Genomic DNA, 18,547 nt, shown 5'->3' with positions numbered 1-18,547 from the left:
CTGGCCGCCCTTGAAGATTCGAACAAGACCATCGGCGAGGACGCGATCCGCGAGCTGATGGCTCAGGTCGACGCCTACATCCCGACCCCGGTTCGTCCGCTCGACAAGCCGTTCCTGATGCCGATCGAGGATGTGTTCTCGATCTCGGGCCGTGGCACGGTGGTGACCGGCCGCGTCGAGCGCGGCGTGGTCAAGGTCGGCGAGGAGCTGGAAATCATCGGCATCCGTCCGACGACCAAGACGACCTGCACGGGCGTCGAAATGTTCCGCAAGCTGCTCGACCAGGGCCAGGCCGGCGACAACATCGGCGCGCTCTTGCGCGGCGTTGACCGTGAAGGTGTCGAGCGTGGCCAGGTTCTGGCCAAGCCGGGCACGGTGAAGCCGCACAAGAAGTTCGTGGCCGAAGCCTACATCCTGACCAAGGACGAAGGTGGCCGCCACACGCCGTTCTTCACCAACTACCGTCCGCAGTTCTACTTCCGCACCACGGACGTGACCGGCATCGTGTCGCTGCCGGAAGGCACCGAGATGGTGATGCCCGGCGACAACATCACGGTCGATGTCGAGCTGATCGTGCCGATCGCCATGGAAGAGAAGCTGCGCTTCGCCATCCGTGAAGGCGGCCGCACCGTCGGTGCCGGCATCGTCGTCACCATCAAAGAGTAATTTGGACTTAAACCGATCTGTCGCGGGCGCGGGAGTTGCCCGCGCCGCGCCAGAACAAGGAAGTGACGCATGAACGGACAGAATATCCGCATCCGCCTGAAGGCGTTTGATCACCGCGTGCTCGACGCCTCGACGAAGGAAATCGTGTCGACGGCCAAGCGTACCGGTGCAAACGTCCGCGGCCCCATTCCGCTGCCGACGCGGATCGAAAAGTTCACGGTCAACCGGTCGCCTCACGTCGACAAGAAGAGCCGCGAGCAGTTCGAGATGCGCACGCACAAGCGTCTGCTCGACATCGTCGATCCGACCCCGCAGACCGTCGATGCTTTGATGAAGCTCGATCTGGCCGCCGGCGTCGACGTCGAGATCAAGCTCTAAGGGAATGAGAGCGCGGTAAGGGGCGGTGCCCCTGGCCCGGAACTCTAAAGGAATTGAACCGATGCGTTCAGGTGTGATTGCAAAGAAGGTGGGAATGACCCGCATCTACAACGATGCCGGGGAACATGTTCCCGTCACCGTTCTCCAGATGGAGAACTGCCAGGTCGTGGCGCAGCGCACGCAGGAGAAGAATGGCTACACCGCCGTTCAGCTCGGCGTTGGCCTCGCCAAGGTGAAGAACACGTCGAAGGCGCTGCGCGGCCATTTCGCGACCGCTTCCGTCGAGCCGAAGGCTAAGGTCGCCGAGTTCCGCGTCTCCGCCGACAACATGATCGATGTTGGCGCCGAGATCACCGTCGAGCACTTCGTCGCCGGCCAGAAGGTCGATGTGACGGGCACGACGATCGGCAAGGGTTTCCAGGGCGTCATCAAGCGCCACCACATGGGTGGTGGCCGCGCGACGCACGGTAACTCGGTTTCGCACCGTACGCACGGTTCGACCGGTCAGCGTCAGGACCCGGGCAAGGTGTTCAAGGGCAAGCATATGGCTGGCCACATGGGCGACACCCGCGTCACCACGCAGAATGTCGAGATCGTCTCGACCGACGCCGATCGCGGCCTGATCCTGATCCGCGGTGCGGTTCCCGGATCGAAGGGCGCATGGATCCTGGTCCGCGATGCGGCCAAGGTGGCGCTGCCGGCCAATGCGCCGAAGCCCGCCGCGATCCGTGCCGTTGCTAAGAACGAGGCTCCGGCCACAGAGGGAGCGGAATAATGGATCTCAAGATCACAACGCTGGGCGGCAAGGACGCCGGCAAGGTGAAACTCTCCGAGGAGATTTTCGGCCTTGATCCCCGCGAGGACATCCTGCAGCGCGTCGTGCGCTGGCAGCTTGCCAAGAAGCAGCAGGGCACGCACAAGGCCAAGGGCCGCGCCGAAATCGCGCGCACCGGCGCCAAGATGTACAAGCAGAAGGGTACGGGCCGCGCCCGTCACCATTCGGCACGCGCTCCGCAGTTCCGCGGCGGTGGCAAGGCCCATGGCCCGGTCGTCCGCAGCCACGAGCACGACCTGCCGAAGAAGGTCCGCGCGCTCGGCCTCAAGCATGCTCTCTCGGCCAAGGCCAAGAGCGCGTCGATCATCATCATCGACGAGCTGAAGCTGACCGAGGCCAAGACGAAGGCGCTGATCGCGAATTTCGCGACGCTGGGCCTGAGCAACGCCCTGGTGATTGGTGGCGCCGAGCTTGACCAGAACTTCAAGCTGGCCGCGACCAACATTCCCAACATCGACGTGCTGCCCATCCAGGGCATCAACGTCTACGACATTCTGCGCCGCGGCACGCTGGTCCTTTCGAAGGCCGCCGTCGAGGCTCTCGAGGAGCGCTTTAAATGACCGACCTTCGTCACTACGACGTGATCGTCAGCCCGGCGATCACCGAAAAGTCGACCATGGCTTCCGAGCAGAACCAGGTCGTCTTCAACGTCGCCAAGAAGGCGTCGAAGCCGGAAATCAAGGCCGCCGTCGAAGCGCTGTTCGGCGTCAAGGTGATGGCCGTGAACACGCTTGTCCGTAAGGGCAAGATCAAGCGCTTCCGCGGCACGATCGGCCGCCAGAGCGACGTCAAGAAGGCGATTGTGACGCTGGCCGATGGCCAGTCGATCGACGTCGCGACGGGTCTCTGAGCAAGGCCGCGAGGACAACAACAATGGCACTGAAAAAATTCAACCCGGTAACGCCGAGCACCCGCCAGCTGGTCATCGTCGACCGCTCGGGCCTCTACAAGGGCAAGCCCGTCAAGGGCCTGACCGAGGGCCTGACCAAGTCGGGCGGCCGCAACAATCACGGCCGCATCACCGCCCGCTTCATCGGCGGTGGTCACAAGCGTTCGTACCGCATCATCGACTTCAAGCGCCGCAAGTTCGACGTCGTCGGTACGGTCGAGCGCATTGAATACGATCCGAACCGCACCGCCTTCATCGCGCTGATCAAGTACGACGATGGCGAGCTGTCCTACATCATCGCCCCGCAGCGCCTTGCCGCCGGCGACAAGATCGTGGCCGGCGAAGCGGTCGACGTGAAGCCGGGCAATGCGATGCCGCTGGCCTCGATGCCGGTCGGCACGATCGTCCACAACATCGAGCTGAAGCCGGGCAAGGGCGCTCAGGTCGCCCGTTCGGCTGGCGGTTACGCCCAGCTCGTCGGCCGCGACCAGGGCATGGCGATCCTGCGCCTCAATTCGGGTGAGCAGCGTGTCGTTCACGGCTCCTGCATGGCCACCGTCGGTGCCGTGTCCAACCCGGATCACGGCAACATCAACGACGGCAAGGCCGGCCGCACGGTTTGGCGCGGCAAGCGTCCGCACAATCGCGGCGTGACCATGAACCCGGTCGACCACCCGCATGGCGGTGGTGAAGGCCGCACCTCCGGTGGCCGTCATCCGGTCAGCCCGTGGGGCAAGCCGACCAAGGGCAAGAAGACGCGGTCCAACAAGGCGACCGACAAGTTCATCCTGCGCTCGCGCCATCAGCGCAAGAGCTAAGAAGAGGTAACGCCAAGTGACTCGTTCTATTTGGAAAGGCCCCTTCATCGACGGCTACCTTCTCAAGAAGGTGGACAAGGTTCGTGAAGGTGGTCGCAATGAGGTGATCAAGATGTGGAGCCGTCGCTCCACCATCCTGCCGCAGTTCGTCGGCTTCACCTTCGGTGTCTACAACGGCCAGAAGCATGTTCCCGTTTCGGTGAACGAGGACATGGTCGGTCATAAGTTCGGTGAATTCGCTCCGACCCGGACCTATTACGGTCACGGCGCGGATAAGAAGGCGAAGAGGAAATAATCATGGGCAAGGCCAAAGCTCCGCGCAGGCTTGCTGACAACGAAGCGCGCGCCGTATTGCGCACGATCCGTATCAGCCCGCAGAAGCTGAACCTGGTTGCCGCGCTGATCCGCGGCAAGAAGGTCGCGACAGCGCTTTCCGATCTCGAATTCTCGGCCAAGCGGATTTCCGGCACGGTCAAGAAGACGTTGGAATCGGCGATTGCCAACGCGGAAAACAACCACGACCTGGACGTCGATGCGCTGATCGTGGCGGAAGCCTATGTCGGCAAGTCGATTGTCATGAAGCGGTTCCACGCTCGTGGCCGTGGTCGCGCCAGCCGTATCGAGAAGCCGTTCTCGCACCTCACGATCGTCGTTCGTGAAGTCGAAGAAAAAGGGGAGGCCGCATAATGGGCCAGAAAGTCAATCCGATCGGTCTTCGCCTCGGCATCAACCGCACCTGGGATTCGCGCTGGTTCGCGAACACCGGCGAGTACGGCAAGCTGCTGCATGAGGACATCAAGATCCGCAAGTATCTTGAGAAGGAACTCAAGCAGGCCGCGATCTCCAAGGTCGTGATCGAGCGCCCGCACAAGAAGTGCCGCGTCACCATCCATGCCGCGCGCCCGGGTCTGATCATCGGCAAGAAGGGCGCCGACATCGAGAAGCTTCGCAAGAAGCTGATGGAGATGACGAAGTCCGAGACGCACCTTAACATCGTCGAAGTGCGCAAGCCGGAAATCGACGCGACCCTGGTCGCCCAGTCGATCGCCCAGCAGCTCGAGCGTCGTATTGCGTTCCGCCGCGCCATGAAGCGTGCCGTTCAGTCGGCGATGCGCCTCGGTGCCGAAGGCATCCGCATCAACTGCGCCGGCCGTCTCGGCGGTGCCGAGATCGCGCGCATGGAATGGTACCGCGAAGGCCGCGTGCCGCTGCATACGCTGCGCGCCGATGTCGACTACGGCACGGCCGAGGCGAACACCGCGTACGGTATCTGCGGCGTCAAGGTCTGGGTATTCAAGGGCGAGATCCTCGAGCACGACCCGATGGCTTCGGAACGTCGCGCGACCGAGGGTGATGCTGCGCATGGCGGTGGTGGTGATCGCGAACGCGGTCGTCGTCGCGAAAACGCCTGAGACATTTAGGAATTTGGAGTTAGAACGATGCTGCAGCCAAAGCGCACAAAGTTCCGCAAGCAGTTCAAGGGCCGTATCCATGGTACCGCAAAGGGCGGCACCAACCTGGATTTCGGTGGTTTCGGGCTGAAGGCGCTTGAGCCGAACCGCGTCACCGCGCGTGAGATCGAGGCGGCCCGCCGCGCGATCACTCGTGAAATGAAGCGCGCTGGCCGCGTCTGGATCCGTATTTTCCCGGACGTGCCGGTCACCTCGAAGCCGACCGAAGTCCGCATGGGCAAGGGCAAGGGCGCGGTCGACTACTGGGCGGCGCGCGTCAAGCCGGGCCGCATCATGTTCGAGATCGACGGCGTCAATGAAGAAACCGCCCGTGAGGCGCTGCGTCTCGGCGCGGCCAAGCTCTCGGTCAGGACGCGCTTCGTACAGCGCATCGCAGAATAAGGACGGGCTGATCATGAAAGCCGAAGACATCCGGACCAAGACCCAGGACCAACTGACCGACGACCTGGCCAGCCTGAAGAAGGAGCAGTTCAACCTGCGCTTCCAGAAGGCCACCGGCCAGCTCGAGAAGACCGCGCGCGTGAGGCAGGTCCGTAAGGATATTGCGCGTATCAAGACCATCGCTGCGGAAAAGTCCGCGGCCAAGAAGGCTTAAGGACGAAAACCATGCCAAAGCGCATTCTGCAGGGCACCGTCGTCAGCGACAAGAACGAGAAGACGGTTGTCGTCAAGGTCGAACGGCGCTTCACGCATCCCGTGATGAAGAAGACCGTGCGCATGACCAAGAAGTACAAGGCGCACGACGAGAACAACGCCCACAAGGTTGGCGATCAGGTGTTCATCCAGGAATCGAAGCCGATTTCCAAGGACAAGCGCTGGATCGTCGTGTCTTCGGACCAAGCCTGACCTCTGGGCGTAAACAACGAATTTTGGACAGACCGGGGAGGGGCTTTGAGGCCCGTCCCGTTAGAAAAGAAGAAGGCGGCCAGTCATGATTCAGATGCAAACAAACCTCGACGTGGCGGATAATTCCGGCGCGCGTCGTGTCATGTGCATCAAGGTGCTGGGCGGCTCGAAGCGGAAATACGCTTCCGTGGGCGACATCATCGTGGTGTCGATCAAGGAAGCCATTCCGCGCGGCCGCGTTAAGAAGGGCGATGTGATGAAGGCGGTCGTGGTTCGCACGGCCAAGGACATCCGCCGCCCGGACGGCAGCGTGATCCGTTTCGACAAGAACGCGGCCGTTCTCGTCGACAACAAGAAAGAGCCGATCGGCACGCGTATCTTCGGACCGGTTCCGCGCGAACTCCGCGCCAAGAACCACATGAAGATCATCTCGCTCGCGCCTGAAGTGCTGTAAGGAGCCGGACCAATGCAAAAGATTAGAAAAGGCGACAAGGTCGTCGTTCTGGCCGGCAAGGACAAGGGCCGTTCGGGCGAAGTCCTCTCGGTCCAGCCGAAGGATGACACCGCGCTGGTGCGCGGCGTCAACATGATCCGTCGTCACCAGAAGCAGTCCCAGTCCCAAGAGGGCGGGATCATCACCAAGGAAGCGCCGATCCAGCTGTCGAACATCGCGCTGGCCGACCCCAAGGATGGCAAGCCGACCCGCGTCGGTTTCATCTTCCAGAAGGACGGCAAGAAGGTGCGCGTCGCCAAGCGCTCGGGAGAAGTCATCAATGGCTAAGGCACAAAGCAAGCAGGCGACTGCCACCAACACGCCGCGCCTCAAGCAGGTCTACAACGAGACCATCCGCAAGGCGCTGCAGGAGCAGTTCGGCTACGACAACGACATGCAGGTTCCGCGCCTCGACAAGATCGTGCTGAACATGGGCGTCGGTGAAGCAACCGCCGATTCGAAGAAGCCTTCGGTTGCCGCCGAAGACCTGGCGATGATCGCCGGTCAGAAGGCCGTCGTCACCCGCGCCCGCAATTCGATCGCCGGCTTCAAGGTCCGCGAGAACATGCCGATCGGCGCCAAGGTCACGCTGCGCAAGGAACGCATGTACGAGTTCCTCGACCGCCTCGTGAACATCGCGCTGCCGCGCGTCCGCGACTTTCGCGGACTGAATCCGAAGAGCTTCGATGGCCGTGGCAACTACGCCATGGGCATCAAGGAACACATCGTGTTTCCGGAGATCAACTACGACAAGGTTGATCAGATCTGGGGCATGGACGTCATCGTTTGTACGACTGCGAAGACGGACGACGAAGCCAGGGCATTGCTCAAGGCCTTCAACTTCCCCTTCCGCCAGTAACGGCAGCGAGAAAAGGAAAAATCTGAAATGGCAAAGACCAGCTCAGTCGAGAAGAACAACAGGCGCCGCAAGCTTGCCGACCAGTACGGTCCCAAGCGGGCTGCCCTGAAGGCGATCATCATGGATCAGTCCAAGCCGATGGAAGAGCGCTTCCGCGCTCAGCTCAAGCTTGCCGCCATGCCGCGCAACTCGGCCAAGATCCGCATCCGCAACCGCTGCGAAGTCACCGGCCGCCCGCGTGCCTACTATCGCAAGCTCAAAGTATCGCGCATCGCGCTTCGTGATCTCGGCAATAACGGCCAGATCCCGGGCCTGGTCAAGTCGAGCTGGTAAGGAGGACATAACATGTCATTGAGCGATCCTCTCGGCGATATGCTGACCCGCATCCGCAACGCCTACGGCCGCAAGAAGTCGAGTGTCTCGACGCCGGCTTCGCGTCTGCGCACCCGCGTCCTCGACGTGCTGAAGGCTGAAGGCTATATCCGCGATTACAGCCAGACCGACTTCGACAACGGCAAGTCCGAAATCGAGATCGAACTGAAGTATTTCGACGGCGCGCCGGTCGTGCGTGAAATCGCCCGCGTCTCGAAGCCGGGCCGCCGCGTTTACGTTTCGGCCAAGTCGATCCCGCACGTCGCCAACGGCCTCGGCATCGCCATCCTTTCGACACCGAAGGGCGTGATGGCCGACCACGAAGCACGCGAACAGAACGTCGGCGGTGAGATCCTCTGCCAGATCTTCTGATCTGGCAGCTGACCGCAAAGTGGAATCCGGTCTTCGGATCGTTTCCGAAGACAGAGACCTGAAACAAGAGAAGTGACGAGGACAACAAAATGTCTCGTATTGGAAAGAAACCCGTTTCGCTGCCGCAGGGCGTGACCGCGACCGTCAACGGCCAGACCGTGACGGCGAAGGGCCCCAAGGGCGAGCTGAAGTTCGTGGTGAACGACGAAGTCCTGGTCAAGATGGAAGGCAGCGAGATTGCTGTCCAGCCGCGCGACCAGACCAAGACGGCCCGCTCCAAGTGGGGCATGTCGCGCACGCAGATCGTCAACATCCTGCAGGGCGTGAAGGACGGCTTCGAGAAGAAGCTCGAGATCACCGGCGTCGGCTATCGTGCCGCACTTCAGGGCAAGAACCTGCAGCTGGCACTTGGCTTCAGCCATGACGTCGTCTACGAGACGCCGGCTGGCATCACCATCACGGTGCCGAAGCCGACGGAAATCACCGTGGCCGGCATCGACAAGCAGCAGGTCGGCCAGGTGGCCGCCGAGATCCGCGAATACCGCGGCCCCGAGCCCTACAAGGGCAAGGGCGTCCGCTACGCTGGCGAGAAGATCGTCCGTAAGGAAGGCAAGAAGAAGTAGTGGGCTTGGCCCCGAAAGGTTGAAGACTTTTCGGAAAGGGCCAAGCTGAAGAAGTGCAACGCCGCGGGGAGCGGTCGCGGGAGGCGCTTTCGCCTACCGCACATGGCGGCCCCCGTTTTTTTGAAGGCAAGGAAGACCATTATGGGTACCAAGGAATCCACGCAGCGCCGTGCGCAGCGCGTTCGCCGCCAGATCAGGAAGGTCGCCGGCGAGCGTCCGCGTCTGTCGGTTCACCGCACCTCGAAGAACATCTATGTCCAGGTGATCGACGACGCCAAGGGCCACACCATCGCTGCCGCCTCGACGCTCGAGAAGGACCTCAAGGGTTCGCTCAAGACCGGCGCCGACACCGCCGCCGCCGCCGCGATCGGCAAGCTGATCGCCGAGCGCGCCACCAAGGCCGGCGTCAAGGAAGTCGTCTTCGACCGTGGCCCGTACATCTATCATGGCCGCGTCAAGGCGCTGGCCGAAGCTGCCCGCGAAGGTGGCTTGAGCTTCTAAGCATGATCCCGAAAAGTTGCAGACTTTTCGGATAGAGATTATGCGAAGGAAAAAATAGCTTTCGCTCCCGGTGACGGTTTCCCGATTTATTCGGGACGAGGCACCGGATCTTATCATCAACCGTGCTTCCGGAAAAAAACAAGGAACAGGATATGGCACAGGAACGTAGGGATGGCGGCCGCGGCCGCGATCGTGAAGAACGCGATGACGGCATGGTGGACAAGCTGGTCCACATCAACCGCGTCGCCAAGGTCGTCAAGGGTGGCCGCCGCTTCGGCTTCGCCGCGCTCGTCGTCGTCGGCGACCAGAAGGGCCGCGTCGGCTTCGGTCACGGCAAGGCACGCGAAGTGCCGGAAGCCATCCGCAAGGCAACCGAATCGGCCAAGCGCGACATGATCTTCGTGCCGCTGCGCTCGGGCCGCACGCTGCACCACGACGTCGAGGGACGCTGGGGCGCCGGACGCGTTCTGCTGCGCGCTGCCAAGCAGGGTACCGGCATCATCGCCGGCGGCCCGATGCGCGCCGTCTTCGAGACGCTCGGCATGCATGACGTGGTCGCCAAGTCGATGGGTTCGTCGAACCCCTACAACATGGTTCGTGCCACCTTCGACGCGCTGAAGAGCCAGATGCATCCCAAGGATGTGGCTGCCGCGCGCGGCATCAAGTATTCGACCCTTCAGGCCCGCCGCGGCACCGCCGTTGCGGCTGAAGAATAGTCGATCTGACCAGGGATTTTGACCATGGCCAAGAAAGCAACCAAGACCATCACCGTTGAGCAGATCGGTTCGCCGATCCGCCGCCCGAAGGAACAGCGCGCGACGCTGGTCGGCCTCGGCCTCAACAAGATGCACAAGCAGCGCACTCTGGAAGATACGCCTTCCGTGCGCGGCATGATCGCTGCCGTTCAGCATCTCGTCCGCGTCGTGGACGAGGGCTGAGCCAAAGCGCAGGAGAACCCAGATGAAACTCAACGATCTGCGTGACAAGGACGGCGCGACGCACTCCAAGAAGCGTCTCGGCCGTGGCATCGGTTCCGGCTCGGGCAAGACCGCCGGTCGCGGCGTCAAGGGCCAGAAGGCGCGCTCCGGCGTCGCCGTCAACGGCTTCGAGGGTGGCCAGATGCCGCTTTACCGGCGCCTGCCGAAGCGTGGCTTCAACAACATCTTCGCCAAGAGCTTCACCGTCGTCTCGCTGGCCCGCATCCAGGTGGCCATCGATGCCAAGAAGCTCGATGCCAAGGCAACCGTGACGGCTGAATCGCTGGTTGCCGCCGGCGTCATTCGTCGCGTCAAGGACGGCGTGCGCATCCTTTCGGACGGCGAGATCAAGGCGAAGCTCGCCTTTGACGTCGCCGGTGCCTCCAAGGCCGCGATCGAGAAGATCGAAAAGGCTGGCGGCTCGGTCAAGCTGCCGGAAAAGGCAGCCGCGGAGTAACGGCAATTTGAAGCGCGACCGGCAAGAATGGGATCCCGTTTTTGCCCACGGTCGCGCTTTGATCTGCTCAATTAAGCGGCCGCGTCAACGCGGCCGCTTGCATGTTTAGAGCCCGGAGCTTATCTCGTGAGCTTCGGTGAAACGCACCGCCTGACCTCACGGGCCATCAAGCGTTACCAAGCGGAGAATCAGGCATGGCTTCGGCTGCTGAACAATTAGCCTCGAATCTGAATTTCTCGGCCTTCGCCAAGGCGGAGGACCTGAAGAAACGCATCTGGTTCACCATCGGCGCGCTGCTCGTCTACCGCCTCGGCACCTACATTCCGCTTCCCGGCATCAATCCCGACGCCTTCGCCCAGGCCTTCTCCTCGCAGAGCAAGGGCGTGCTCGGCATGTTCAACATGTTCGCCGGCGGCGCCGTGCAGCGTATGGCGATCTTCGCGCTCGGCATCATGCCCTACATCTCCGCCTCCATCATCATGCAGCTGATGACCTCGGTCATCCCTTCGCTGGAAGCGCTGAAGAAGGAAGGCGAGCAGGGCCGCAAGGTCATCAACCAGTACACGCGCTACGGCACCGTGTTGCTCGCGCTGGTTCAGGCCTATGGCATTTCGGTCGGGCTGGAGAACGGCAACGGCATCGTCAGCGATCCCGGCATGTTCTTCCGCATCTCGACCGTCGTCACCCTGGTCGGCGGCACCATGTTCCTGATGTGGCTCGGTGAGCAGATCACCGCGCGCGGCATCGGCAACGGCATTTCGCTGATCATCTTCTCGGGCATCGTCGCCGGCCTGCCGCACGCCATCTCCGGCACGCTGGAACTCGGCCGCACCGGCGCCTTGTCGACCGGCCTGATCCTGGCGATCATCGTGCTGGCCATCGTCGTCATCGCGCTGATCGTGTTCTTCGAGCGCGCCCAGCGGCGTCTGCTGATCCAGTATCCGAAGCGCCAGGTCGGCAATCGCATGTTCCAGGGCGATACTTCGCACCTGCCGCTCAAGCTCAACACGTCGGGCGTCATCCCCCCGATCTTCGCCTCGTCGCTGCTGTTGCTGCCGGCCACCATCGCCGGCTTCTCGCAGACGACCAACATGCCGGCCTGGGCCAGCACCATCCTGGCCTCGCTCGGCCACGGCCAGCCGCTCTACATGGCGTTCTACGCGGCGATGATCGTGTTCTTCGCCTTCTTCTACACAGCGATTGTCTTCAACCCGAAGGACACCGCCGACCAGCTCAAGAAGCATTCGGGCTTCATCCCGGGCTATCGTCCGGGCGAGCGCACCGCCGATTACATCGATTACGTTCTCACCCGCATCACCGTCGTCGGCGCCATCTATCTGGTGCTGGTGTGCCTGCTGCCGGAGTTCCTGATCTCGGCGACTGGCGTACCATTCTACCTTGGTGGCACATCGCTTCTGATCGTGGTCAGTGTCACGCTCGATACGGTTGCGCAGATTCAGGGCCACCTGATCGCGCACCAGTATGAAGGCCTGATCAAGAAGTCGAAGCTGCGCGGGGGGAAGAAAGCCAGATGAGGTTGATTTTGCTTGGGCCGCCAGGAGCGGGCAAGGGGACACAAGCACAAAGACTGGTAGAGAAACACGGCATACCCCAGCTTTCGACGGGCGACATGCTGCGTGCCGCCGTTCAAGCCGGCACCGAAGTCGGCAAGCGTGCCAAGGCGGTGATGGATGCCGGTGAACTGGTGTCCGATGCCATCGTCAACGCCATTGTTGCCGAGCGGATCGACCAGGCCGACTGCGCCAAGGGCTTCATCCTCGACGGCTACCCGCGCACGCTGGTGCAGGCCGATGCGGTCGAGCAGATGCTTGCCGAGCGTGGCATCGGCCTCGATACGGTCATCGAACTGGTCGTCGACGACAGGGCCCTGGTCGGCCGCATCGTCAAGCGCGCCGAGGATGCCAAGGCAGCCGGCCAGCCGGTGCGCAAGGACGACAATCCCGCGGTGTTCGAAGAGCGCCTGCGTGAGTACTACAAGAAGACCGCACCGCTGACCGGCTACTACTACGCCAAGGGCAGGCTCAAGACTGTCGACGGAATGGCCAGCATCGACGCGGTGACCGCCGAGATCGAAGCCGTGCTCGCGGCGACCGCTCAAGGGGCGGAGTCGGTAAATTAACGATTGCGCTTGACGGGAGCGGTTCGCTGCGGTATGGCGGCCCGTCTTCCTATCAGGCATGGGCTTTGCTTGTCCGCAAGGGCAAGGCAGCCGCTTTGAACTGGAAACTCCCGCATGGGCCGGCCTCCACCGGACGCGGGGCAACTTTGACAGCGTCGGACCTGCCTTTTTGAGGGTTGGCCGGCCCACATGGAGAAGAGAAGAACATGGCTCGTATAGCCGGCGTCAACATTCCGACCAACAAGCGCGTCGTCATCGCGCTTCAGTACATTCACGGCATTGGCAAGAAGTTCGCCCAGGAGATCGTCGACAAGGTCGGCATCCCGGCGGAGCGCCGCGTCAACCAGCTCACCGACGCGGAAGTGCTGCAGATCCGTGAGACCATCGACCGCGACTACCAGGTCGAAGGCGACCTGCGCCGCGAAGTGTCGATGAACATCAAGCGGCTCATGGACCTCGGCTGCTACCGCGGCCTGCGTCACCGCCGCTCGCTGCCGGTTCGCGGCCAGCGCACCCACACCAATGCACGCACCCGCAAGGGCCCGGCCAAGTCGATCGCCGGCAAGAAGAAGTAGTTTTTTAGGGGAATAAGGGAGTAGGGGAGTAAGGCAGTAGGGAATGCCCGCAGATCGGGTCGCACTTTCCCCTGCTCCCTTACTGCCCTATTCCCCTACTCCCTTACGAAGGTGGAGCCGCTGGCATTACGGCGGTGTAGAGATCAACTGAAAGGACTATCATGGCCAAGGAAGCCGCTCGTGTTCGCCGTCGCGAACGCAAGAATATCTCGTCGGGCGTTGCCCACGTCAATTCGACCTTCAACAACACGATGATCACCATCACAGACGCGCAGGGCAATTCAATCGCCTGGTCGTCGGCCGGTGCCCAGGGCTTCAAGGGGTCGCGCAAGTCGACCCCGTTCGCCGCCCAGATGGCGGCCGAGGACGTTGCCAAGAAGGCCCAGGAACACGGCATGCGCATGCTCGAAGTCGAGGTCTGCGGACCTGGCTCGGGCCGCGAATCGGCGCTGCGTGCCCTGCAGGCGGCCGGCTTCACCATCACCTCGATTCGTGATGTGACGCCGATCCCGCACAATGGCTGCCGCCCGCGCAAGAAGCGCCGCGTCTAACATTATTGAACGCCGTGCGAACGCCGAAAGGCGTTCCTCCACGGTATTCCAGGTCGCCCGCCACGATTGGATGGTGGCGGGTCAACGGAAGGAAAGCATCATGATCCAGAAAAATTGGCAGGAACTGATCAAGCCGAACAAGATCGAGTTCTCGTCGAAGAAGAAGACGCTGACCACGCTGGTCGCCGAGCCGCTCGAGCGCGGCTTTGGCCTCACGCTCGGCAACGCGCTGCGCCGCGTGCTTCTGTCTTCGCTGCGCGGTGCGGCCGTCACCGCCGTGCAGATCGACGGTGTCCTGCATGAATTCTCGTCCATCGCCGGCGTGCGCGAGGACGTGACCGACATCGTCTTGAACATCAAGGAAATCGCCATCCGCATGGAAGGCGATGGACCCAAGCGCATGGTCGTGCGCAAGCAGGGCCCAGGCGCGGTTCTCGCCGGCGACATCCAAACGGTTGGCGACGTCGAGATCCTCAACCCCGACCACGTCATCTGCACGCTGGACGAAGGCGCTGAAATCCGCATGGAATTCACCGTCGACACCGGCAAGGGTTACGTACCGGCGGAGCGCAACCGCGCCGAGGATGCGCCGATCGGCCTGATCCCGGTCGACAGCCTGTATTCGCCGGTGAAGAAGGTCTCCTACAAGGTCGAGAACACGCGCGAGGGCCAGGTTCTCGACTATGACAAGCTGACCATGACCATAGAGACGGACGGTTCGATCTCGGGCGAGGACGCAGTGGCGTTCGCCGCTCGCATTCTGCAGGACCAGCTCGGCCTGTTCGTCAACTTCGACGAGCCGCAGAAGGAAGTCGCGGCGGAAGCCGTCACCGAGCTCGCCTTCAACCCGGCGCTGCTCAAGAAGGTCGACGAACTCGAGCTTTCCGTGCGTTCGGCCAACTGCCTGAAGAACGACAACATCGTCTACATCGGCGATCTCATCCAGAAGACCGAAGCCGAGATGCTGCGCACCCCGAACTTCGGCCGCAAGTCGCTGAACGAGATCAAGGAAGTGCTCGCGGCGATGGGCCTGCACCTCGGCATGGAAGTGCCGGACTGGCCGCCGGAAAACATCGAAGACCTCGCCAAGCGTTACGAAGACCAATATTGAGCATGAATTCCAAGGATCGGCGGCGTGTGCCGCTCGATCCGACGGTCATGCGGAAAACCATCAGAGGTCACGGCCTCTTGAACAACTGAAGAAGGAAAAGAGCCATGCGCCACGGTTTCAAAGGCCGTCGCTTCGCCCGAAGCATTAGCCATCGCAAGTCGATGTTCGCCAACCTCGCCGTGTCGCTGCTCGAGCACGAGCAGATCGTCACCACCTTGCCGAAGGCGAAGGACCTGCGTCCGATCGTCGAGAAGCTGGTGACGCTCGGCAAGCGCGGCGACCTGCACGCCCGCCGCCAGGTGATCGCGCAGATCGGCAATGAAGGCGTCGTCAAGCGCCTGTTCGACACGATCGCCCCGCGCTACGCCAACCGTAACGGAGGCTACCTGCGCATCATGAAGGCGGGCTTCCGTCACGGCGACAATGCCGCGATGGCCGTCATCGAGTTCGTCGATCGCGACACCTCGGCCAAGGGCGCCGGCGACCGCGCTCGCCTCGAAGCCGAAGGCACCGAAGCGGACGCCGCGGCCGCATAAGGTCACGTCATTCCAGAATGAATTGAAGGGGCCTGCGGGCCCCTTTTTCATGTTCTGCGCGGTTCAAAGCACGCCCATAAAGATCTGCTTGCGCGAAAATAATCGGATTTCAGCGGCTTAGCCTTTCATTTTGCACAATCGTCGGGACAATGCGCCCGAACTTGCCTTGGAGGATTCGCGAATGCGCGCCAAAAGACTGTCCCTTGTCCTGCTCTGCGCCTTCCTAGTGTTCGCAGCCGCACCGGCAGTTCGGCAGGCGTTGGCCGAAGACGCCGCAAAGCCAGCCGATCCGGGCCTGTCGGACGTGCTGACCGATCTGTTGCATGGTGTCGAGGGCGAAAACGCTACCTCGGGACCCGACAAGCGCGTGCCGTTCGGCCGCGAAGAGGTGCAACTGTCGTTCGCGCCGCTGGTCAAGCAGACGGCGCCCGCCGTGGTCAATGTCTATGCATCGCAGACGGCCAAGGTCACGTCGCCTTTTGAAGGCGATCCGTTCTTCGAGGAGTTTTTCGGCCGTGCCCGGCCGCGCGCGCAGTCCTCGCTGGGCTCGGGCGTGCTTGTCGATCCGAGCGGCGTCATCGTCACCAATTTCCACGTCATCAAGGATGCCGACGAGGTCAAGGTGGCGACCGCCGACGGGCGCGAATTCACCAGCAAGGTGATGCTGAAGGACGAGACGCTCGACCTTGCCGTGCTCAAAATCGAATCCGACAAGCCATTCCCGGTGATCGCCATCGGCGATTCCGACGCGCTCGAAGTTGGCGATCTGGTGCTGGCCATCGGCAATCCCTTCGGCGTCGGCCAGACCACCACAAGCGGTATCGTCTCCGCACTTGCCCGCAGCCATATCGGCGTCTCGGACTCGGGCTACTTCATCCAGACCGACGCCGCCATCAATCCCGGCAATTCCGGCGGCGCGCTGATCAACATGGGCGGCCAGCTGGTCGGCATCAACACCGCCATCTATAGCCGCAGCGGCGGCTCGATCGGCATCGGTTTTGCCATCCCGGCCAATATGGTGCGGGCTTTCGCCGATGCCGCCAAGGCCGGCCTCGATTTCTTCGAGCGCCCTTATATCGGCGCCGAGTTCGAGGCGGTGACGCCGCAGATCGCCGAATCGCTTGCCATGGAAAAGCCGACCGGCGCCCTGGTCTCGTCCGTCGATGCGACGGGACCGGCCGGCAAGGCGGGGCTGAAGCCGGGCGATGTCGTGCTGCAGATCAACGGCAAGCCGGTCGAGAGCATCGAGGCGCTGGATTATCGCATGGCGACGCTGTCGATCGGCACCAAGGCCAATTTCGCGATCCTGACCAAGGGCCAGCAGGCGGCGATGGACATCGCGCTGGAGCGCGCGCCGGAGGGTGCGAAAGCCACGGAAGTGACGCTGCATGGCCGCAGCCCGTTCTCGGGCGCCAAGGTCGCGGAGCTGTCGCCACGGCTTGCCCAGAAGCTCGGCCTGCGCACCGACCTCAAGGGCGTGACGGTGATCGACATCAACCGCGACTCGCCGGCCGCCGATTTCGGTTTCATGCCGGGCGACATCGTGCGCGAGGTCAACGGCACCGCGATCGACACTGCCGCGACGCTGGCGCAGGCTGCCCAGCAGGATACGCGCTGGTGGCGCTTTACCGTCGAGCGCGGCGGGCAGATACTGCGCCAGGTGTTGCGTTACTGAGTTCGATCTGAAGAGATCGCGCTCCAAACCAAAAGAAGTGCATGGCCGATCTGTTCAGCGTTGACGAACCGGAAAAGACGCCGCCCGGACGGCCGTTGGCCGACAGGCTACGGCCGAAGAATCTGGGTGAGGTCGTTGGCCAGGAACATCTGACCGGGCCAGATGGCGCGCTGACCCGGCTGATCGGCTCGGGTTCGCTCGGCTCGATGATCTTCTGGGGTCCGCCCGGCACTGGCAAGACCACGGTGGCAAGGTTGCTTGCCGGCGAGACCAGCCTTGCCTTCGAGCAGATATCGGCGGTGTTTTCCGGGGTCGCCGACCTGAAGAAGGTCTTCGAGGCCGCCAAGCTGCGCCGCGCCAATGGCCGCCAGACATTGTTGTTTGTCGACGAGATCCATCGTTTCAATCGCGCCCAGCAGGATTCCTTTCTCCCCGTCATGGAGGATGGGACAGTCGTCCTGGTCGGTGCCACGACCGAAAACCCGTCCTTCGAACTCAACGCGGCGCTGTTGTCGCGCGCGCGCGTCATGGTCTTTCATTCGCTCGGCGAGGACAGCATCGCCAAGCTGATGACGCGGGCGGAGGAGACGGAGGGCAGGGCGCTGCCGCTAGACGATGAGGCGCGGACAATGCTCATCCGCATGAGCGATGGTGACGGACGCGCCTCCCTGACGCTCGCCGAGGAAGTCTGGCGCGCCGCCAAGCCCGGCGAGGTGTTCGATCCCGAAGGGCTGCAGCGCATCGTCCAGCGCCGTGCGCCGATCTACGACAAAGGCCAGGACGGCCATTACAATCTGATCTCGGCGCTGCACAAATCGGTGCGCGGCTCGGATCCCGACGCCGCGCTCTACTATCTCGCGCGCATGTTCGATGCCGGCGAGGATCCGCTCTATCTCGGCCGCCGGCTGGTGCGCATGGCGATGGAGGACATCGGCCTTGCCGATCCGCAGGCACTGGTCGTCGCCAACGCCGCCAAGGACGCTTACGACTATCTGGGCTCGCCCGAGGGCGAACTCGCCTTTGCCGAGGCCACCGTCTATCTCGCCACCGCGCCCAAATCCAACGCCGTCTACACTGCCTTCAAGGCGGCCACGCGCGCTGCCAAGGAGCACGGCTCGCTGCTGCCGCCAAAGCATATCCTGAACGCGCCGACCAAGCTGATGAAGGAAGAGGATTACGGCGCGGGCTATCGCTACGATCATGATGAGCCGGACGCCTTTTCGGGCCAGGACTATTTTCCCGAGAAGATGGGCCGCCAGACCTTCTACGATCCGCCTGAACGTGGTTTCGAGCGCGATATCAGGAAGCGGCTCGATTATTGGGCAAAGCTGCGCAAAGAGCGGGAATAGCCGGCTTGCGCGGCCCGGTGGTCGTCACGCTTCGAAACGAGGCTTCGCCCTG

At 62.5% G+C, this 18,547-nt stretch carries 30 protein-coding genes; all 30 read left to right on the top strand.

Features of this window, described 5'->3' with window-relative positions:
* Positions 1 to 666: EF-Tu/IF-2/RF-3 family GTPase (locus LB577_RS29025; protein WP_263496250.1), on the top strand; the 666-nt coding region annotated here is incomplete at its 5' end.
* Between the two features lie 69 nt (positions 667 to 735).
* A complete protein-coding gene (gene rpsJ, locus LB577_RS29020; RefSeq protein ID WP_010909272.1) occupies positions 736 to 1,044 on the top strand; it encodes a 30S ribosomal protein S10 in 309 nt (102 codons plus the stop codon).
* A 61-nt stretch (positions 1,045 to 1,105) separates the two neighbouring features.
* On the top strand, positions 1,106 to 1,819 hold the full coding sequence (gene rplC / locus LB577_RS29015; protein ID WP_013895700.1) for a 50S ribosomal protein L3: 714 nt from the start codon (positions 1,106 to 1,108) through the stop codon (positions 1,817 to 1,819).
* Complete coding sequence (gene rplD, locus LB577_RS29010; RefSeq protein ID WP_013895699.1) at positions 1,819 to 2,439, top strand: 50S ribosomal protein L4; 621 nt, start codon at positions 1,819 to 1,821, stop codon at positions 2,437 to 2,439. The genes rplC and rplD overlap by 1 nt, the downstream gene beginning before the upstream one ends.
* On the top strand, positions 2,436 to 2,729 hold the full coding sequence (locus tag LB577_RS29005; RefSeq protein ID WP_010909275.1) for a 50S ribosomal protein L23: 294 nt from the start codon (positions 2,436 to 2,438) through the stop codon (positions 2,727 to 2,729). The genes rplD and LB577_RS29005 overlap by 4 nt, the downstream gene beginning before the upstream one ends.
* Positions 2,730 to 2,752: 23 nt before the next feature.
* Entirely contained in the window at positions 2,753 to 3,586 is an 834-nt protein-coding gene (gene rplB / locus LB577_RS29000) for a 50S ribosomal protein L2 (protein ID WP_013895698.1), read from the top strand.
* Positions 3,587 to 3,602: 16 nt separating this feature from the next.
* Positions 3,603 to 3,881: a 30S ribosomal protein S19 gene (gene rpsS, locus LB577_RS28995; RefSeq protein WP_006205463.1), complete on the top strand. Its 279-nt coding sequence runs from the start codon at positions 3,603 to 3,605 to the stop codon at positions 3,879 to 3,881.
* Between the two features lie 2 nt (positions 3,882 to 3,883).
* The gene (rplV, locus tag LB577_RS28990) at positions 3,884 to 4,273 is read left to right on the top strand and encodes a 50S ribosomal protein L22 (RefSeq protein WP_006205462.1); all 390 of its coding nucleotides are present in this window, start codon (positions 3,884 to 3,886) and stop codon (positions 4,271 to 4,273) included.
* Complete coding sequence (rpsC, locus tag LB577_RS28985; protein ID WP_013895697.1) at positions 4,273 to 4,998, top strand: 30S ribosomal protein S3; 726 nt, start codon at positions 4,273 to 4,275, stop codon at positions 4,996 to 4,998. Before rplV ends, rpsC begins: the two co-directional genes overlap by 1 nt.
* Before the next feature lie 27 nt (positions 4,999 to 5,025).
* Positions 5,026 to 5,439, top strand: coding sequence for a 50S ribosomal protein L16 (gene rplP, locus LB577_RS28980; protein WP_006205460.1), 414 nt, complete (start codon positions 5,026 to 5,028; stop codon positions 5,437 to 5,439).
* Between the two features lie 13 nt (positions 5,440 to 5,452).
* The gene (gene rpmC, locus LB577_RS28975; RefSeq protein ID WP_006205459.1) at positions 5,453 to 5,653 is read left to right on the top strand and encodes a 50S ribosomal protein L29; all 201 of its coding nucleotides are present in this window, start codon (positions 5,453 to 5,455) and stop codon (positions 5,651 to 5,653) included.
* An 11-nt stretch (positions 5,654 to 5,664) separates the two neighbouring features.
* The gene (rpsQ, locus tag LB577_RS28970; protein WP_010909280.1) at positions 5,665 to 5,904 is read left to right on the top strand and encodes a 30S ribosomal protein S17; all 240 of its coding nucleotides are present in this window, start codon (positions 5,665 to 5,667) and stop codon (positions 5,902 to 5,904) included.
* Between the two features lie 85 nt (positions 5,905 to 5,989).
* Positions 5,990 to 6,358, top strand: coding sequence for a 50S ribosomal protein L14 (gene rplN / locus LB577_RS28965; RefSeq protein ID WP_006205457.1), 369 nt, complete (start codon positions 5,990 to 5,992; stop codon positions 6,356 to 6,358).
* Positions 6,359 to 6,370: 12 nt separating this feature from the next.
* On the top strand, positions 6,371 to 6,685 hold the full coding sequence (gene rplX / locus LB577_RS28960) for a 50S ribosomal protein L24 (protein ID WP_006205456.1): 315 nt from the start codon (positions 6,371 to 6,373) through the stop codon (positions 6,683 to 6,685).
* Complete coding sequence (gene rplE, locus LB577_RS28955) at positions 6,678 to 7,256, top strand: 50S ribosomal protein L5 (RefSeq protein ID WP_013895696.1); 579 nt, start codon at positions 6,678 to 6,680, stop codon at positions 7,254 to 7,256. The genes rplX and rplE overlap by 8 nt, the downstream gene beginning before the upstream one ends.
* Positions 7,257 to 7,283: 27 nt before the next feature.
* On the top strand, positions 7,284 to 7,589 hold the full coding sequence (gene rpsN, locus LB577_RS28950) for a 30S ribosomal protein S14 (RefSeq protein WP_013895695.1): 306 nt from the start codon (positions 7,284 to 7,286) through the stop codon (positions 7,587 to 7,589).
* 12 nt (positions 7,590 to 7,601) lie between these two features.
* Positions 7,602 to 8,000 (top strand): 30S ribosomal protein S8, encoded by a 399-nt coding sequence (gene rpsH / locus LB577_RS28945; protein ID WP_006205453.1) that lies wholly within the window; start codon positions 7,602 to 7,604, stop codon positions 7,998 to 8,000.
* 89 nt (positions 8,001 to 8,089) lie between these two features.
* A complete protein-coding gene (gene rplF / locus LB577_RS28940) occupies positions 8,090 to 8,623 on the top strand; it encodes a 50S ribosomal protein L6 (RefSeq protein WP_013895694.1) in 534 nt (177 codons plus the stop codon).
* 141 nt (positions 8,624 to 8,764) lie between these two features.
* Positions 8,765 to 9,124 (top strand): 50S ribosomal protein L18, encoded by a 360-nt coding sequence (gene rplR / locus LB577_RS28935; protein WP_010909284.1) that lies wholly within the window; start codon positions 8,765 to 8,767, stop codon positions 9,122 to 9,124.
* A 152-nt stretch (positions 9,125 to 9,276) separates the two neighbouring features.
* Positions 9,277 to 9,840 (top strand): 30S ribosomal protein S5, encoded by a 564-nt coding sequence (gene rpsE / locus LB577_RS28930; protein WP_006333394.1) that lies wholly within the window; start codon positions 9,277 to 9,279, stop codon positions 9,838 to 9,840.
* Between the two features lie 24 nt (positions 9,841 to 9,864).
* On the top strand, positions 9,865 to 10,062 hold the full coding sequence (rpmD, locus tag LB577_RS28925; protein ID WP_006205449.1) for a 50S ribosomal protein L30: 198 nt from the start codon (positions 9,865 to 9,867) through the stop codon (positions 10,060 to 10,062).
* 22 nt (positions 10,063 to 10,084) lie between these two features.
* Positions 10,085 to 10,558, top strand: coding sequence for a 50S ribosomal protein L15 (gene rplO / locus LB577_RS28920; protein ID WP_023768599.1), 474 nt, complete (start codon positions 10,085 to 10,087; stop codon positions 10,556 to 10,558).
* Positions 10,559 to 10,752: 194 nt separating this feature from the next.
* Entirely contained in the window at positions 10,753 to 12,093 is a 1,341-nt protein-coding gene (gene secY / locus LB577_RS28915; protein ID WP_013895692.1) for a preprotein translocase subunit SecY, read from the top strand.
* Entirely contained in the window at positions 12,090 to 12,698 is a 609-nt protein-coding gene (locus tag LB577_RS28910) for an adenylate kinase (protein ID WP_224689902.1), read from the top strand. The genes secY and LB577_RS28910 overlap by 4 nt, the downstream gene beginning before the upstream one ends.
* Positions 12,699 to 12,904: 206 nt before the next feature.
* Positions 12,905 to 13,273 (top strand): 30S ribosomal protein S13, encoded by a 369-nt coding sequence (rpsM, locus tag LB577_RS28905; protein WP_006205445.1) that lies wholly within the window; start codon positions 12,905 to 12,907, stop codon positions 13,271 to 13,273.
* Positions 13,274 to 13,434: 161 nt separating this feature from the next.
* Entirely contained in the window at positions 13,435 to 13,824 is a 390-nt protein-coding gene (rpsK, locus tag LB577_RS28900; protein WP_006205444.1) for a 30S ribosomal protein S11, read from the top strand.
* Positions 13,825 to 13,924: 100 nt separating this feature from the next.
* Positions 13,925 to 14,935, top strand: coding sequence for a DNA-directed RNA polymerase subunit alpha (locus LB577_RS28895; protein WP_006205443.1), 1,011 nt, complete (start codon positions 13,925 to 13,927; stop codon positions 14,933 to 14,935).
* Positions 14,936 to 15,039: 104 nt separating this feature from the next.
* Positions 15,040 to 15,471, top strand: coding sequence for a 50S ribosomal protein L17 (gene rplQ / locus LB577_RS28890; RefSeq protein WP_013895690.1), 432 nt, complete (start codon positions 15,040 to 15,042; stop codon positions 15,469 to 15,471).
* Between the two features lie 181 nt (positions 15,472 to 15,652).
* Positions 15,653 to 17,146: a DegQ family serine endoprotease gene (locus LB577_RS28885; RefSeq protein ID WP_023768597.1), complete on the top strand. Its 1,494-nt coding sequence runs from the start codon at positions 15,653 to 15,655 to the stop codon at positions 17,144 to 17,146.
* A 41-nt stretch (positions 17,147 to 17,187) separates the two neighbouring features.
* Entirely contained in the window at positions 17,188 to 18,495 is a 1,308-nt protein-coding gene (locus LB577_RS28880) for a replication-associated recombination protein A (protein ID WP_023776147.1), read from the top strand.
* Positions 18,496 to 18,547 lie beyond the last annotated feature (52 nt).

Origin of the sequence: Mesorhizobium sp. B283B1A (genome assembly GCF_020165735.1) — a bacterium.
GTDB lineage: Bacteria > Pseudomonadota > Alphaproteobacteria > Rhizobiales > Rhizobiaceae > Mesorhizobium > Mesorhizobium opportunistum.
The sequence above is the reverse complement of the archived record's forward strand: the minus strand, read 5'-3'. Positions and strand labels throughout refer to the sequence as shown.